The following is a 14,861-nucleotide window of genomic DNA, read 5'->3' on the forward strand; positions in this document are numbered from 1 at the left end:
GAACTAGGATAATTGGCATAATGAATACTGTATATATAACCAATAGTGCGAAGTAGATGATAACAAAGTTTTTTGCCTCTGGTGGCGCATTAGATAAAGCCATCCCTGGTTTTCAGGCTCGTCAACCTCAAATAGATATGGCGAATGCTGTGGCTGACGCAATCAAACATGAGTCTCAGCTGGTGGTTGAAGCCGGAACGGGTACAGGCAAAACCTTTGCTTATGTGATCCCCGCTTTGCTTAGTGGTAAGAAAACTATTATCAGTACAGGCTCTAAAAACCTTCAAGAGCAATTATTTCACCGTGATTTGCCATTAATGGCTGATGCGATTGGCTTTACGGGGCGTGTCGCGTTGTTAAAAGGGCGAGCAAACTATTTATGTGTGGATCGTTTGAATCGCCAAGTGATAGAAAGCCATGATGTGGAATCCGATCCGACGTTATTAACGCAGTTGGTTAAAATTCGACAATGGTCTTCATCATCAAAAAGTGGTGATTTTGGTGAATGTGAAGATATCGCAGAAGATAGCCCCGTTATTCCGTTAATTACCTCTACCAATGATAACTGCTTAGGCCGTGAGTGTCCCTCGTATGATGATTGCTTTGTCGTTAAAGCACGTCGCAAAGCAATGGAAGCCGATGTTGTGGTGGTGAATCACCATTTATTCTTGGCTGATTTAGCCATTAAAGAAACAGGTTTTGGTGAATTAATTCCAGAAGCTGAGGTGTTTATCTTTGATGAAGCCCACCAAATGCCTGATATTGCCAGTCAGTACTTTGGCCAGAGTCTAACCAGTCGCCAATTAATTGAACTCGCGAAAGATATTGATATTGGCTATCGCACAGAAGCGCGTGATATGCGCCAACTACAAAAAACGGCAGACAGATTACAGCAAGCTGCGTTTGAAATGCGAATCATTTTAGGTGATCCCGGATTTCGGGGGAACTGGCGAGAAGCTTCGCAAACACCCACTGTTCAACGTGAATTAACTCGATTGTCAGATGCGTTAGATCTTACCTACGATGTACTCAAGCTGGCATTAGGTCGAAGCCAATTATTAGATGCAGCCTTTGAACGTGCAGCAACGCTAAAAGCCAAACTAAAACGAGTATCAGATACTGCAATTACAGGCTATTCCTATTGGTATGAATGTACGCCGCGCCAGTTTAGTTTAAATATCACGCCGCTCTCTGTAGCGGATAAATTTAAAGAGCAAATGGCTGAGCAAAAAGGGGCATGGATTTTCACTTCAGCCACTTTAGCAGTTGATGAAAATTTCACCCATTTTAGTCATCGTCTAGGGTTAGAGCCAAAGCAACAATTTTCGCTTGAAAGTCCGTTTGATTATAACGAGCAAGCGCTATTGTGTGTGCCTCGCCATTTACCTGAACCTAATAGTTATGGTCTCGCTAATAAATTGGTTGAGATGTTGGCACCTGTGATTGAAGCAAATAATGGTCGTTGTTTTTTCTTGTGTACCTCTCACCAAATGGTACGCGATCTTGCTGAAGGATTTCGTGAAAAGCTTAATTTACCCGTGTTAGCGCAAGGTGAAACAACCAAACAAAAGTTACTTAATGAGTATTTGGCTCATGGTAATGCATTATTAGTGGCAACAGGGGCGTTCTGGGAAGGGATTGATGTTAGAGGGCAAGCCCTTAGCTGTGTTATCATTGATAAATTACCGTTTACAGCACCAGATGACCCGTTATTAAAAGCACGTATTGAAGATTGTCGCATGCGTGGTGGTGATCCTTTTGCCGATGTCCAAGTACCTGATGCGGTGATCACTTTAAAGCAGGGTGTTGGGCGCTTGATCCGTGATACTAAAGACAAAGGCGCTCTGATCATTTGTGATAACCGATTAGTAACAAGGCATTATGGCGCTGTATTTTTACGAAGCTTACCGCCAATCCCTCGAACACGCAGTGTTGAAGGGGTTAGTGACTTTTTGTCTACTATTAATAACAATGATGTTATTGAAGATGACAACCAACATTCAGAGGCTTGAATGAGCACCAAAATTTTGGCAGTTGATACTGCAACTGAAAATTGTTCTGTTGCCCTATTAATGGGTAATGAAGTTATCTCTCGTTGTGAATATGCGCCACGTGAGCACACAACAAAAATTTTGCCAATGGTGGATACTGTTCTGGCTGAAGCTGGCATCAAGTTAAAGCAACTTGATGCATTAGCCTATGGTCAAGGTCCGGGGAGTTTTACTGGTGTGCGTATTGGCATCGGTATTGCGCAAGGCTTAGCATTTGGTGCTGATTTACCTATGGTTGGTGTTTCTACACTGGCTGCAATGGCGCAAGGTACATACCGTGTCCATCAGGCTGACAATGTATTATCAGCTATTGATGCTCGTATGGGTGAAATCTATTGGGGGCAGTACCAGCGTAAAACGGATGGTGATTGGCAAATTATCGGTGCAGAGCAGGTGATTGTGCCTGAGGCTTTAGTTGAATCTGTTCAGACCGAATCTGGTATTTGGTTAACAGCGGGTACAGCTTGGGAAGTGTATGCTGATACTCTAGGTAAGCTACCTTTTGAAATGCAGCAGGGCTCGGTGTTATATCCTGATTCACAAGACATGGTGCACCTAGCGAAATTTGCTTTTGCTCGTGGTGAAAGTGTTAGCGCAGAAATAGCAAGCCCTGTGTATTTACGTGATACCGTGACATGGAAAAAACTGCCAGGTCGCGAATAATTAAGTAAAAGAGTAGTAGCTGGCGCTGCTACTTTTTCTTTAGCCTAATTTTTAAATGAATGATGAGAGGGGATTATGGTTACTATCAATCATGGTGTTATATCATTACCATCAAAACCATTCAGTTCAGCTTCACAAACCTCCAGTACGAAAGCTAGTACTTCAAGTGATGCGGTTTCATCAACGTTTGCTTTATCATCGTTATCGGCAACGCAACACTCAGAGTGGGCTAGTCAAGAATATCGTCAATTACAGTATGATCGCCCTGATGGAAAACATCAGAAGGCATTATCTATGTATATGGATGTCATGCAGCATAGTAGAAAAGAACAACTTTCCGATCTTATCGGTATCAATATGGTTGTTTAAACCAACTAATACTTTCCTTATTATTCTCATCGTTAGCACGTTAATTTAACGTGTCAGTAGACTATGCGTAAATAATTACTTTTGCTGTTATATTGAACAGTTATGTAGAGGTTTTATATGTTTCGCACGCTATTTCTTGGGCTGATATTAATCTTTATGGTAGGCTGCGCCAGTGTTCCAGCCAGCTTGCAGACCAAAACGAAAAATCCTATCACGGATTTACGCGTTATCGCCGAGCATCCTACTGTAATGCAACATCAGGAAGTCAGGTTAGGAGGCATTATTGCTTCAATTAAAAATGAAGCAAAGCAAACACGCGTTGAAATTGTCGCATTGCCGTTAACCTCTGACGGTAGACCAATATTGAACAGTAAACCCCAAGGTAGATTTATTGCGAATGTACCTGGATTTCTTGATCCTATGGAGTATGCCAAAGGACGTTTACTGACAGTTGTCGGGCAATATACTGGAATGCAAAAAGGTAAAGTTGGACAGTACGATTATACTTTTCCTGTGGTAAATGTTTCAGGTGAGCAAATTTGGCAAGTACAGCAACAAATTCAAATGGAAACACCAATGCGATTTAATCGTTGTATTGGCATTAACTGTGGATTTTGGGGCGATGATTACTTTATGCCGCCGTTTGGCATTCAAGGGCGCGTGGTTGATAGAGTGATAATGTAAGTCATGGAAGCAATAACATTCAAGCTTGCTGAATTAGAACTAGCGGGACTGGCCAATTTCTCATTATCGTCGCCGTTAGAGAATAACAAACCCGTGTTGTTATTTATTCATGGTTGGCAAGATAATGCTGCGACGTTTTCATCACTTTGGCAACGACTAGAGAAAGATTTTAATATTGTTGCCATTGATTTACCTGGACATGGTTTATCACATTCTCGAAGTGGGGATAATTATTATCACTTTTTCGATTATATTGATGATTTACACCAAGTCATTATGCAGCTTCCTGCTACGCGCGTGTGTCTTGTTGGTCACTCATTAGGTGCGATTATTGCCAGTTGTTATAGCGCTGCTTATCCTCAATCAATAGATAAGTTGGTATTAATTGAAGGCTTGTCGCCATTAGTGGAAGAGGCCGAACAAACGGTTGAGCGATTAAAGAGTGGGATTAAAAGTCGACAGCAATACCGTAAAAGTTCTAAACGCCGTAAAGCAAGAGCAATGAGTTCTTTTACTGAAGCATTACGATTACGTGCCAATGTAAATGACTTACCCATGACATGTTTAGAGCCTGTTGTGAAGCGAGCAACGGTTAAGCGTAACGGGTTGTGGTACTGGCGGCATGACCATCGTCTACGTTGTGAATCGCTCTACCGGATGACACCACAACAAGCGCAAGCCATTATGTCGTCGATAGAAGCACCCATTTATTCGATTGTAGGAAGTCATGGATTTCCTCAACTGCGTGATGATTCGCTGGATAAATACAAGCTTCAACAGTTTTCACAGGTAGTGATTGTCGGGGGACATCATTGCCATTTAGAACAGCCAGATACAGTATCGAATTGTATTAAGGCTTTTATTTCCCTCGAGAGAGATTAATCTTCGCTTTTCAATGAGTAAGTTCAAAGTTTCTACTCAGCTAATTTGGCAAGATGTTAATTATAAGTTAAATGTACTGTATTGAGATATAAACGCTTGTTTGATTTATACGTACAGTATTTACCTGTATCGCTGTATAGGTATTAAAGCAGTCTAATAATAAGGAGAATGCGAGTGGATAAGGTTTGGCTTAGCCGCTATCCGAATGATGTACCGGCTGAAATTAATCCGGATGCATATTCATCATTAGTTGATATGTTTGAACAGTCAGTACGCAAATATGCTGATCAAACCGCTTTCATCAATATGGGACAAGTTATGACCTTCCGTAAATTGGAAGAGCGTAGCCGTGCCTTTGCAGCTTACCTTCAAAATGAATTGAAGCTACAAAAAGGTGACCGTGTTGCTGTAATGATGCCAAACTTACTGCAATATCCTATCGCGTTATTCGGTATTTTACGTGCAGGTTGTGTTGTGGTTAACGTAAACCCGTTATACACCCCACGAGAGTTAGAGCACCAATTAAATGATTCTGGCGCAAAAGCGATTGTTATTGTGTCTAACTTTGCTCATACCCTTGAAGCCGTTGTTAAAAATACATGTGTTAAAAATGTGATTTTAACCAGCCTTGGCGATCAGTTGTCTCGCCCTAAAGGGACTTTGGTTAATTTCGTTGTTAAATATATTAAAAAAATGGTGCCTAAGTACCATTTACCACATGCGACTTCAATGCGTATCGCACTGCGTAAAGGGCGTCGAATGCAATATGTTAAGCCGTATATTACTGGCGATGACATGGCTTTCTTACAGTACACTGGTGGTACAACAGGTGTCGCGAAAGGCGCTATCTTATCGCACCATAATATGGTGTCGAACGTCATGCAGGCGAAAGGTGCGTATGGTCCAGTACTGACCGAAGGTCGTGAGTTAATTGTTACGGCATTACCGCTTTATCATGTGTTTGCATTAACAGTAAACTGCTTGTTATTAATGGAGATGGGTGGTCAAAATTTATTGATCACGAATCCTCGTGATATTCCTACTTTTGTTAAAGAGCTTCAACGTTACCAATTCACTGCTATCACAGGTGTAAATACGTTATTCAATGCACTTATTAATAACGAAGAGTTCCAAGGATTAGATTTTAGCAACTTACGTCTTTCTGTCGGTGGCGGTATGGCTGTTCAGCGCGCTGTTGCAGAAAAATGGCAAAATATCACAGGTAACTACCTTCTTGAAGGTTACGGTCTAACAGAGTGTTCACCATTGGTGGCTGCTTATCCTTACGATCTGACAGAATACAACGGTTCTATTGGCTTACCTGTACCTTCAACAGAAGTTCGTATGGTCGATGATGAAGGTAATATTGTTGGTGTTGATGGTATTGGCGAATTACAAGTTCGTGGCCCTCAGGTAATGAAAGGCTACTGGCAACACCCTGAAGCAACCAAAGAAGTGTTAACTGATGATGGTTGGTTATCAACAGGTGATATTGTTAAATTTGATGATGACGGCTTCTTGCATATTGTTGATCGTAAGAAAGACATGATCTTAGTCTCTGGATTTAATGTTTATCCGAATGAGATTGAAGATGTCGTTGCATTACACGATAAAGTGCTTGAAGTTGCCGCTATTGGTCAAGCTCATGAAGTATCAGGTGAAGTGGTGAAGCTTTGTGTTGTTAAACGCGATCAGAGCCTAACAAAAGATGAGTTAATCGCTCATTGTCGCCAGCACTTAACAGGTTATAAGATACCAAAAGTTGTTGAATTTATGGACGACTTGCCAAAAACTAATGTCGGCAAGATCCTACGTCGTGTATTGCGTGAAGAGTCTGATAAAAAAGCACAACAATAAACGTTGTTAATCACTGTTAAGTAAAAAAACTCGTCATCACGTGATGATAAGTTTGCTTGAACAACAGAGCGCGATATTATAAATGCCGGCAACTAGCCGGCATTTTATTAACTTTATTTTTATGAGCGTGACAACCGCTCTTACCTAAAAGGTATTTTGTGAACTTCGATATAATTACAACAACAGAGCAATTACGACTGCGTTGTGAATCCGCTAGAGCGCACTCTGCTGTCATGCTAGATACGGAATTTGTCCGTACTCGCACGTTATACCCGCGTTTAGGTTTGATTCAATTATTCGATGGTGAGCAGTTATCGTTAATTGATCCATTAGAGATTGATGACATGGAGCCGTTATGGGCACTGTTACGTGATCAATCAGTGATTAAAGTACTTCATGCTTGTGGTGAAGATCTTGAAGTATTCCAGCACCATGCTGGTTGTTTACCGACGCCAATGTTTGATACTCAATTAATGGCAGCTTTCCTTGGGCATGGTATTTCAACAGGTTTTGGCGCATTAGTGAAAGAATACGTTGGTGTTGAGCTTGATAAAGGCGAAGCGCGTACTAATTGGCTTGCGCGTCCATTAACTGCAAAACAACTTGATTACGCAGCCGCAGATGTTTATTACTTAAAGCCGTTGTTTGAACGTTTGTTAGCTAAGGTGGAAGAGCGTGGCTATATGGAAGCATTACAACAAGAATGCCAATCTGTAATGCAACGTCGTATTAAGCCTGTTGATCCAGAAAAAGCATATATTGATATTAAAAACGCGTGGCAACTAAATCCACAGCAACTTGCGGTTTTGCAAAAAGTGGCAGCGTGGCGAGTACGTGAAGCGCAGAAACGTGATATTGCATTAAACTTCATTGTCAAAGAATTACATTTATGGAAACTAGCGCGTTTTAATATCAAATCACGGGCAGGGCTTGAGAAAGAAGGTTTTGAGTCAATGGAGATCCAACGTCACGGTAACCGTTTATTGAAAATGGTACATGATTGCGATCGCATTGCAGCGCAAGATTATCCCGCGAAAATAGAGCGATTAGTTGATTTTCCACACTACAAGCAGATGGTCAAATACATCAAAGATGTGGTAACGGATGTTGAAAAAGAGACGGGCTTAGCGCCTGAGTTCTTAGCCTCTAAAAAACAGATCCACCAAGTGTTATCTTGGGCATGGAAATATCAACGTCGAGATGAAAAACGTCCAGAGATGTTGAAGAACTGGCGTCGTGATTTATTTGAGCAACGGGTATTAATGTTATTAGACGAAAAATCCTAATTGCTTTATTACTACGTACTAGAAAAGAAAAAACCCGCTGTTGCGGGTTTTTCTTTCTTAACGATCTTCGTCAGGTAACGTGACGTTAAGTTCGAGTACGGATAAATCTTCCTCTTTATGATCAAGATTTACAGATACTTGATTTGGGTCAATTTGAACGTACTTACTGATCACATCTAAAATATCTTGCTTTAATTGAGGCAAGTAGGCTGGAGCCGGTTGTCCAGCACTACGACGTTCAGCGACGATAATCTGTAATCTTTCCTTTGCTACATTCGCTGTGGTTGTCTTTTTCGGGCGGAAAAACTCGAGCAGTGCCATATTACATTAGCCTCCAAATAAGCGTTTTAGGAAGCCTTTCTTCTCTTCCTCTAAGAATTTAAATGGGCGATCCTCTCCCAATAAACGAGCAACAGTATCTTCATAAGCAATACCAGCGTCAGATTCTTTATCGAAAATAACCGGTTCACCTTTGTTCGATGCGTTTAGTACTGCTTGGCTTTCAGGAATAACACCTAAAAGAGGGATGTGTAAAATTTCTTCAACATCTTGAACGCTTAGCATTTCACCTTGAGTTACACGTGTTGGGTTGTAACGTGTTAGAAGAAGGTGTTGTTTTACTGCTTCTTTACCATCTTCTGCTCGACGAGATTTAGAATCTAGAATACCTAGAATACGATCAGAGTCACGAACAGAAGAGACTTCAGGGTTCGTCGTTACAATCGCTTCATCAGCAAAGTAAAGTGCCATTAGAGCACCTGTTTCAATACCTGCCGGAGAGTCACAGATAATGAAATCAAAGTTCATTTTATCCAAGTCATTTAAAACACGCTCAACGCCTTCACGAGAGAGTGCGTCTTTATCACGAGTCTGAGATGCAGGTAAAACAAAAAGGTTATCAACACGCTTATCTTTAATTAATGCTTGGTTCAGATTTGCTTCGCCATTAATCACGTTTACGAAGTCATAAACGACACGTCGTTCACACCCCATAATGAGATCAAGGTTACGTAGACCAATATCAAAATCAATAACCGCCGTTTTTTTACCGCATAATGCTAGGCCAGATGCAATGGCTGCGCTTGAAGTTGTTTTACCAACGCCGCCTTTACCTGAAGTAACAACGATAATTCGTGCCATTTACTCAATTCCTTATTAAAACTTTATAAAGCCAGGTGCTCGATGCTAAGCGTATTATCAGCAATTGAAATTACGACACCTTTGCCCCAGAACTCATCCTGAATGTTATCACTTAGCCAGTAGTTTCCTGCAACTGAAATTAGTTCAGATTGCAAGTTCTGACAGAAAATTGTCGCTTCTGAGTCTCCGCTCGCACCCGCTAATGCACGACCACGTAACGTACCGTAAATATGAATGCAACCATCTGCAATAATTTCAGCGCCCGCACTCACATGATTGAGAATGATAAGGTCACGATTTTTAGCATAAATCTGTTGACCAGAACGAACTGGAGTGCGAACGATCAGTGCGGATTCTCGACCTTGTACAGGCTGAGACGATGGTTCTACTTCAGTAGATTCTGCTGCTGTTTTTTCTTTCACCGTGCGTGCGGCATTCATAATAGCAAACCCAGCAGATTTTGCTTGATTTTGTAACGCTTGTTCTTTACAACCGCTGATACCTACAGGAATCATGCCCGCGTCGACAATTGCTGCTTTTAATTGCTCGAAATTAATATCTTTACCTGCATTAGAAATATCGATAACAACGGGAGCTGATGCAAAGAAATTAGGTGCGAGTTCAATTTTTTCTTTTAGGTGATCAGTTGCTTTTTTGATATCACCATCAATTAAATGAAGAGCAGAGAGCGTAAATGAGCTCCCTTTAAGTTCAGTTGTCTTGGTCATGGCATTATTATGGTTAATGCTTAAATTAACCATTCTTGTTGATTATCACAAAGGTACTTGCATGGTATATTCCCTAGCAGTTAGGGGCAAGTTATCCTTGCTTTGACGTTGGAAATTCAGACAAAAGTCTCATCCTGTATGGTGAAAAATAAACCAACGAGGAATGATACGTTAAAATAGCTGTCAGAAAGAATAAGCTTTAACAAATAGGCGAATTGAAATGTTGTGTGCAATCTATAAAAGCTTAAAAAAAGATAACACGTATTTATACGTAAATAAGAAAGATGATTTCTCCGATGTGCCTGAAGTATTAATGAATACATTTGGTAAACCGCAATTTGTTATGGTAATAAAGCTTGAGGGTAGAAAGTTAGCTTTGGCTAATGTCGAAAAAGTAAAAGAGGCATTAAAGACTGTAGGTTTCTATCTTCAAGTTCCACCACCTGTGACAAATTTATTGGATCAATATAAAGCCGAGAAAGCCGGCAGAGTTAATTAAGGTTATTATGCATAAGCGTTTTATATCGGCCGTTGTGGCCTTAGGATTAGGGATTTCCTCAACAGCTTTTGCTGCTGATGAAGGATTTAACGCATATATAAATAAGCTAAAAGCAGAAGCGCGTGGTAATGGTATTTCTGAGCCTATTCTCGATTCTGCTTTTAAAGGTATTACGTTTACTCACCGCGCAGTAAAAGCGGATAAAAACCAGCCTGAGAAAAAGTTAACATTAGATCAATATATTCCACGTGCTGTACCTGATTGGAAAGTTAAACAAGCTCGACGTTTATATCAAGAGAATAAAACAACGTTAGAACGTATAGGTAAAGAATACGGCGTACAGCCACGCTTTATTGTTGCGTTGTGGGGGGTTGAAAGTAACTTTGGTAAATTACAGGGTAATTATCATGTTGTTGAAGCACTAACTACGTTAGCTTATGAGGGACGTCGTGAGGCTTTATTTCGTAAACAAGTGATGGCGGCATTACAAATACTTCAAGAAGGTCATATTACTATTGATGAGATGAAAGGATCATGGGCTGGAGCAATGGGGCAATGCCAGTTTATGCCAACATCTTATTTAACCTTTGCGGTTGATGGTAATAATGACGGCAAAGCTGATATTTGGAATACTAAAGCGGATGTTTTTGCATCTGCTGCGAATTATCTCAAAAAATCAGGTTGGAATGATAAATATACTTGGGGACGTCAAGTTAAGATCCCATCATCATTATCGGCTGATTTAAAAGGTACAGATGTAGAAAAAACCAAAACGTTAGCACAATGGCAAACATTGGGGGTTCGTACTATTAGTGGTGGGAATTTACCGAAAGAAGATATTGATGCGTGGTTGATTCAGCCCGATGATGAACATGGGCGTGCTTACCTTGTTTATGGAAATTACCAGACATTAATGAAATGGAATCGTTCTCATTATTTTGCGTTAGCTGTCAGCCATCTCGCTGATCGTATTTAATAGTTATAATCAATAACTATTGTTTAAACTATTTGTATGAAAAGTCAGGCGGTAATGTCTGACTTTTATTTTTCAGATGGTTTTTCATATTTCAAAGTGAGATAAAGTTTTTATTAGATATACCTTTATGAAATTTCAAAGCATGCTTTTTAGATGAGGGAGTTATAATTTTTTGTTTTATGAAAGTATAAAAAAAGCCCAACTAAGTTGAGCTTTCTGAATATATGGTAGTAAATTAGATTTCAAATTCTTCTAGAGATTTACCATTTTCAAGTGCTTGCTTTAATGCACTTGGTGTACGGCCTTGGCCAGTCCACGTTTTTTCTTCACCATTCTCATCGATGAATTTATATTTAGCTGGACGTGCAGCACGTTTCGCTTTTGGTGCTTTTGAAAGGCTTGCTAACAATTCTTCAGGGTCGATACCATCAGCTAATAGCATTTCACGATATTGAGCTAATTTTTCATTACGCTCATTTTCTTTTGCTTGTTCTTCTTCTTCAGCTTCAGCACGTTCTTGAACAACGGTAGTTAATTTCTCTAAAGCTTCTTCTAGTTGCTCTAAAGTATATTCACGAGAAAGCGCACGAAGACTACGAAGGTTTAAAAGTGCTTTCATTGCATCAGACATTTTTATATTTCCTGTTATTTTTAACTAACTGTAAATAATAATAGCAGTGTCGAATCATTTATTACAATAGTAATACTTTTATTCTTTATGTCAAAACACTTTAAACATTCTTTATTCTTAATTGTTAATAATAGCGATACTCGTATTTTTATAAAAATACGAATATCGGATTGTAGGTTAATAGCGGATTACATAGTTACAAAATGAAACATATCTGCTCGTAGGTTCATAATATTTAATGAATGAAGCTATAATTAGATAACTTTTATTTATAAAGCAATGGTATTTGATTTGTTGTTAAATGTTTCATGTGATGTTGTTGCAAATAATGAAACATTACGTAGAATGTTCGCAACCTTGATGTAAGGTAGAGGCGCATTATCTAATAGTAATTAACAAGAGGGTGAAACCAATGACGGTTAATGAAAGGAGCTAATGCCGAAGTAAGAGTGACGTCAAATCCTTTTTCTGGGGTTGTATTGAATAAGTGCAACACTGCCATAGTATATAATCATATTCACTATGGAGCGCTACTGTGAAAGAGAAGAACTAAGATGTTCTTCAAATATGGTTAGCTACCATGTTATCCAGTAGATCTCCAACCTAATTTGGTTGTCTTTGAGATCATGAATTTAGTAGATTACTCCCATTCATTAGTATCCATTATCCCTCCTATTGTTGCGTTAGGGTTAGCGATACTTTCTCGGCGTGTGTTAGTTTCTCTTGGTGCGGGTATCGTATTAGGAGCTCTTTATTTAAATGACTTTTCATTTAATCATTCTGCTTCTTATTTAGGTAGCACAATACAAAGCTTATTCATATCTGAGGGGGGGATTAATTCCTGGAATATGAGTATTGTTTTATTCCTCATTATATTAGGCATGACGACAGCATTGTTAACATTGTCTGGTGGTACTCGAGCTTTTGCTGAATGGGCACAGTCAAAGATTAAAACGAAAAGAGGCGCGAAGCTGCTTGCTGCATTTTTAGGCGTGTTTATTTTTGTTGATGATTACTTTAATAGTTTGGCTGTGGGTTCTATCGCTCGTCCTGTCACAGATCGCTATTATGTATCTCGATCTAAATTAGCTTATATATTGGATTCAACAGCTGCACCTATGTGCGTTCTAATGCCAGCATCAAGCTGGGGTGCTTATATTATTACTTTAATAGGTGGCATTTTAGTTACCCATGGAGTAACTGAATATACACCACTCAGCGCATTCTTAACGCTAGCGCCAATGAACTTCTATGCTATTTTTGCTTTAGCTATGGTTTTTGTTGTGTCTTGGTTCCAATGGGATATTGGGCCAATGAAAAAACATGAAATGGCAGCAATGCATTGTCGTGGATTTGATGAAGGCAGTGATGTTGATGAACAAGCAAAAGATTTAACAGATGAATTAGAAATTATTGAAAGCACGAAAGGTAAAGTTGGCGATTTAATTTGGCCGATTGTTATTTTAATATTTGCCACGTTCTTTTTTATGATTTTTACAGGCTATCAAGCATTAGCAGCAGATGGTAAATCTTTTGTTCTGCTAGGTGCGTTTGAAAATACCGATGTGGGTAAGTCACTTTGCCTTGGTGGTTTATTTGGCTTAGTTGCCGCGATTATTCCAGTCATTCGACAGCGTATTGCATTTAATGAAGTTATTCGCACGTTATGGATTGGTGCTAAATCCATGTTTGGTGCGATTTTAATTTTATTATTTGCGTGGAGTATTGGTAGCGTTATTGGTGATATGAAAACGGGTCAGTATTTATCAACCCTCGTACAAGGGAATATTAACCCTATGTTATTACCGATGATCTTATTTTTATTATCAGGAGTGATGGCATTTTCAACCGGTACCTCATGGGGCACGTTTGGCATTATGTTACCTATCGCTGGTGATTTAGCTGGGGCAACGGATATTACCTTGATGCTACCAATGTTGGCGGGTGTATTAGCAGGTTCTGTATTTGGTGATCACTGCTCACCGATTTCAGATACTACAATATTGTCTTCAACGGGGGCACGTTGTCATCATATTGATCATGTTGCAACACAACTTCCTTACGCGGTTTCTGTCGCCTTTGTTTCTACCATTGGTTTTCTTGTGCTAGGTATGACTGATTCATTACCTGTAGCCTTCATCGCGGCTATAATTACTTTTATTATAGTTTGTGTATTGTTTGCTTGGTTATCACGACGTACTTATGTTCCAACAGTAAAAAGCTGATTTTATCTTTGTTCTCTAAAGCCCATACTCTTTTTATGAAAAGGATATGGGCTTTTTTGTAACTAATGTGTACTTGTTAAGTCTATCACTTTTCATTGTGAGTGAATTTCTGTAGCATCGGCGCAGTTTTTTTAAACCAATCGTATTACTAGGGAATCCTCATGGCCCAAATGTATTTCTATTACTCTGCTATGAATGCAGGGAAATCGACCACATTATTACAATCCTCGTTTAATTATCGCGAAAGAGGAATGACCCCCGTTATTTTTACTGCTGCGATTGATGATCGTTTTGGTGTGGGTAAAGTCAGCTCTCGCATTGGTTTAGAAGAAGAGGCTGAGCTATTTAATGCAGAAGATGATTTATTCGAACGATTAAAAGCGTTATCGGATAAAGGTAAAATTGATTGCGTATTAATTGATGAATGCCAGTTCTTATCTAAAGCGCAGGTTTATCAATTAACGGAAGTGGTCGATAAACTCGATATTCCGGTGTTATGTTACGGTTTACGTACAGATTTCTTAGGTGAGCTTTTTGAAGGTAGTCGTTACTTATTATCGTGGGCGGATAAGTTAGTTGAACTAAAAACAATTTGTCACTGTGGTCGCAAGGCAAACATGGTGATCCGTCAAGATGAAACGGGTCGTGCTATTGCTGATGGTGAACAAGTTGAAATTGGTGGTAATACTCGTTACGTATCAGTATGTCGATTACATTATAAAGAGGCATTAGGTCGTTAATTATTTTATCCCGTAATACGTAATTATTGCGAAACAAAAAGCCAGCTTAGTTAGCCTGTCTCTTGATCACAAGTTATTGTGTTCAAGAGACTTAGCTAGCTCATATCCTTCAAGGATGGTTTGTAACCTA

General features: G+C 39.5%; 15 protein-coding genes and 1 riboswitch. Of the genes, 11 read left to right on the top strand and 4 right to left on the bottom strand.

What is annotated here, in order from left to right:
* Nucleotides 1–56: 56 nt before the first annotated feature.
* The 7 genes from I3259_RS11115 to rnd all read left to right on the top strand — a co-directional run bounded on the left by I3259_RS11115 (nucleotide 57) and on the right by rnd (nucleotide 7,792).
* Entirely contained in the window at nucleotides 57–2,012 is a 1,956-nt protein-coding gene (locus I3259_RS11115) for an ATP-dependent DNA helicase (protein ID WP_238029684.1), read from the top strand.
* A complete protein-coding gene (gene tsaB, locus I3259_RS11120; RefSeq protein ID WP_238029685.1) occupies nucleotides 2,013–2,714 on the top strand; it encodes a tRNA (adenosine(37)-N6)-threonylcarbamoyltransferase complex dimerization subunit type 1 TsaB in 702 nt (233 codons plus the stop codon).
* A 75-nt stretch (nucleotides 2,715–2,789) separates the two neighbouring features.
* Complete coding sequence (locus I3259_RS11125; RefSeq protein WP_238029686.1) at nucleotides 2,790–3,083, top strand: hypothetical protein; 294 nt, start codon at nucleotides 2,790–2,792, stop codon at nucleotides 3,081–3,083.
* Between the two features lie 117 nt (nucleotides 3,084–3,200).
* Entirely contained in the window at nucleotides 3,201–3,767 is a 567-nt protein-coding gene (locus I3259_RS11130; protein WP_238029687.1) for a Slp family lipoprotein, read from the top strand.
* Nucleotides 3,768–3,770: 3 nt separating this feature from the next.
* Complete coding sequence (locus I3259_RS11135; RefSeq protein ID WP_238029688.1) at nucleotides 3,771–4,649, top strand: alpha/beta hydrolase; 879 nt, start codon at nucleotides 3,771–3,773, stop codon at nucleotides 4,647–4,649.
* A 174-nt stretch (nucleotides 4,650–4,823) separates the two neighbouring features.
* Entirely contained in the window at nucleotides 4,824–6,506 is a 1,683-nt protein-coding gene (gene fadD / locus I3259_RS11140) for a long-chain-fatty-acid--CoA ligase FadD (protein ID WP_346015697.1), read from the top strand.
* Nucleotides 6,507–6,664: 158 nt separating this feature from the next.
* Nucleotides 6,665–7,792, top strand: coding sequence for a ribonuclease D (gene rnd, locus I3259_RS11145; protein ID WP_238029690.1), 1,128 nt, complete (start codon nucleotides 6,665–6,667; stop codon nucleotides 7,790–7,792).
* 57 nt (nucleotides 7,793–7,849) lie between these two features.
* Here rnd and minE read toward each other — a convergent pair whose 3' ends face one another.
* The 3 genes from minE to minC are packed head-to-tail and all read right to left on the bottom strand — an operon-like array spanning nucleotide 7,850 to nucleotide 9,660.
* Nucleotides 7,850–8,113: a cell division topological specificity factor MinE gene (minE, locus tag I3259_RS11150; RefSeq protein WP_238029691.1), complete on the bottom strand. Its 264-nt coding sequence runs from the start codon at nucleotides 8,111–8,113 to the stop codon at nucleotides 7,850–7,852.
* 6 nt (nucleotides 8,114–8,119) lie between these two features.
* Nucleotides 8,120–8,932 (bottom strand): septum site-determining protein MinD, encoded by an 813-nt coding sequence (gene minD / locus I3259_RS11155; protein ID WP_238029692.1) that lies wholly within the window; start codon nucleotides 8,930–8,932, stop codon nucleotides 8,120–8,122.
* Between the two features lie 23 nt (nucleotides 8,933–8,955).
* The gene (minC, locus tag I3259_RS11160; RefSeq protein ID WP_238029693.1) at nucleotides 8,956–9,660 is read right to left on the bottom strand and encodes a septum site-determining protein MinC; all 705 of its coding nucleotides are present in this window, start codon (nucleotides 9,658–9,660) and stop codon (nucleotides 8,956–8,958) included.
* Nucleotides 9,661–9,880: 220 nt separating this feature from the next.
* Here minC and I3259_RS11165 point away from each other — a divergent pair, with 220 nt between their 5' ends.
* Both I3259_RS11165 and I3259_RS11170 read left to right on the top strand, forming a co-directional pair.
* A complete protein-coding gene (locus tag I3259_RS11165; RefSeq protein ID WP_238029694.1) occupies nucleotides 9,881–10,159 on the top strand; it encodes a YcgL domain-containing protein in 279 nt (92 codons plus the stop codon).
* A 7-nt stretch (nucleotides 10,160–10,166) separates the two neighbouring features.
* A complete protein-coding gene (locus I3259_RS11170; protein ID WP_238029695.1) occupies nucleotides 10,167–11,135 on the top strand; it encodes a lytic murein transglycosylase in 969 nt (322 codons plus the stop codon).
* 235 nt (nucleotides 11,136–11,370) lie between these two features.
* Here the strand turns inward: I3259_RS11170 and I3259_RS11175 are convergent, their stop codons facing one another.
* On the bottom strand, nucleotides 11,371–11,766 hold the full coding sequence (locus tag I3259_RS11175; protein ID WP_045183993.1) for an H-NS family nucleoid-associated regulatory protein: 396 nt from the start codon (nucleotides 11,764–11,766) through the stop codon (nucleotides 11,371–11,373).
* A gap of 360 nt (nucleotides 11,767–12,126) precedes the next feature.
* Nucleotides 12,127–12,307, top strand: a riboswitch (Lysine riboswitch).
* 85 nt (nucleotides 12,308–12,392) lie between these two features.
* Here I3259_RS11175 and I3259_RS11180 point away from each other — a divergent pair.
* Both I3259_RS11180 and I3259_RS11185 read left to right on the top strand, forming a co-directional pair.
* Nucleotides 12,393–13,991: a Na+/H+ antiporter NhaC family protein gene (locus I3259_RS11180; RefSeq protein WP_238029696.1), complete on the top strand. Its 1,599-nt coding sequence runs from the start codon at nucleotides 12,393–12,395 to the stop codon at nucleotides 13,989–13,991.
* 161 nt (nucleotides 13,992–14,152) lie between these two features.
* Nucleotides 14,153–14,731 carry a thymidine kinase gene (locus tag I3259_RS11185; RefSeq protein WP_238029697.1) on the top strand — a complete coding sequence of 193 codons (579 nt, stop codon included), beginning with the start codon at nucleotides 14,153–14,155 and terminating at the stop codon, nucleotides 14,729–14,731.
* Nucleotides 14,732–14,861 lie beyond the last annotated feature (130 nt).

The sequence above is a fragment of the Photobacterium sp. Ph5 genome, from assembly GCF_022129445.1.
In the GTDB taxonomy this organism is placed as follows: Bacteria; Pseudomonadota; Gammaproteobacteria; order Enterobacterales; family Vibrionaceae; genus Photobacterium.

Excerpts from the sequence above, each read along its gene's own strand:
- I3259_RS11130 (WP_238029687.1), top strand. The coding sequence starts at position 3,201 with ATGTTTCGCACGCTATTTCTTGGGCTGATATTAATCTTTATGGTAGGC.
- I3259_RS11125 (WP_238029686.1), top strand. The coding sequence starts at position 2,790 with ATGGTTACTATCAATCATGGTGTTATATCATTACCATCAAAACCATTC.
- minD (WP_238029692.1), bottom strand. The coding sequence starts at position 8,932 with ATGGCACGAATTATCGTTGTTACTTCAGGTAAAGGCGGCGTTGGTAAA.
- I3259_RS11175 (WP_045183993.1), bottom strand. The coding sequence starts at position 11,766 with ATGTCTGATGCAATGAAAGCACTTTTAAACCTTCGTAGTCTTCGTGCG.
- I3259_RS11135 (WP_238029688.1), top strand. The coding sequence starts at position 3,771 with ATGGAAGCAATAACATTCAAGCTTGCTGAATTAGAACTAGCGGGACTG.
- I3259_RS11115 (WP_238029684.1), top strand. The coding sequence starts at position 57 with ATGATAACAAAGTTTTTTGCCTCTGGTGGCGCATTAGATAAAGCCATC.
- I3259_RS11170 (WP_238029695.1), top strand. The coding sequence starts at position 10,167 with ATGCATAAGCGTTTTATATCGGCCGTTGTGGCCTTAGGATTAGGGATT.
- I3259_RS11165 (WP_238029694.1), top strand. The coding sequence starts at position 9,881 with ATGTTGTGTGCAATCTATAAAAGCTTAAAAAAAGATAACACGTATTTA.
- I3259_RS11185 (WP_238029697.1), top strand. The coding sequence starts at position 14,153 with ATGGCCCAAATGTATTTCTATTACTCTGCTATGAATGCAGGGAAATCG.
- minC (WP_238029693.1), bottom strand. The coding sequence starts at position 9,660 with ATGACCAAGACAACTGAACTTAAAGGGAGCTCATTTACGCTCTCTGCT.
- I3259_RS11180 (WP_238029696.1), top strand. The coding sequence starts at position 12,393 with ATGAATTTAGTAGATTACTCCCATTCATTAGTATCCATTATCCCTCCT.
- minE (WP_238029691.1), bottom strand. The coding sequence starts at position 8,113 with ATGGCACTGCTCGAGTTTTTCCGCCCGAAAAAGACAACCACAGCGAAT.
- tsaB (WP_238029685.1), top strand. The coding sequence starts at position 2,013 with ATGAGCACCAAAATTTTGGCAGTTGATACTGCAACTGAAAATTGTTCT.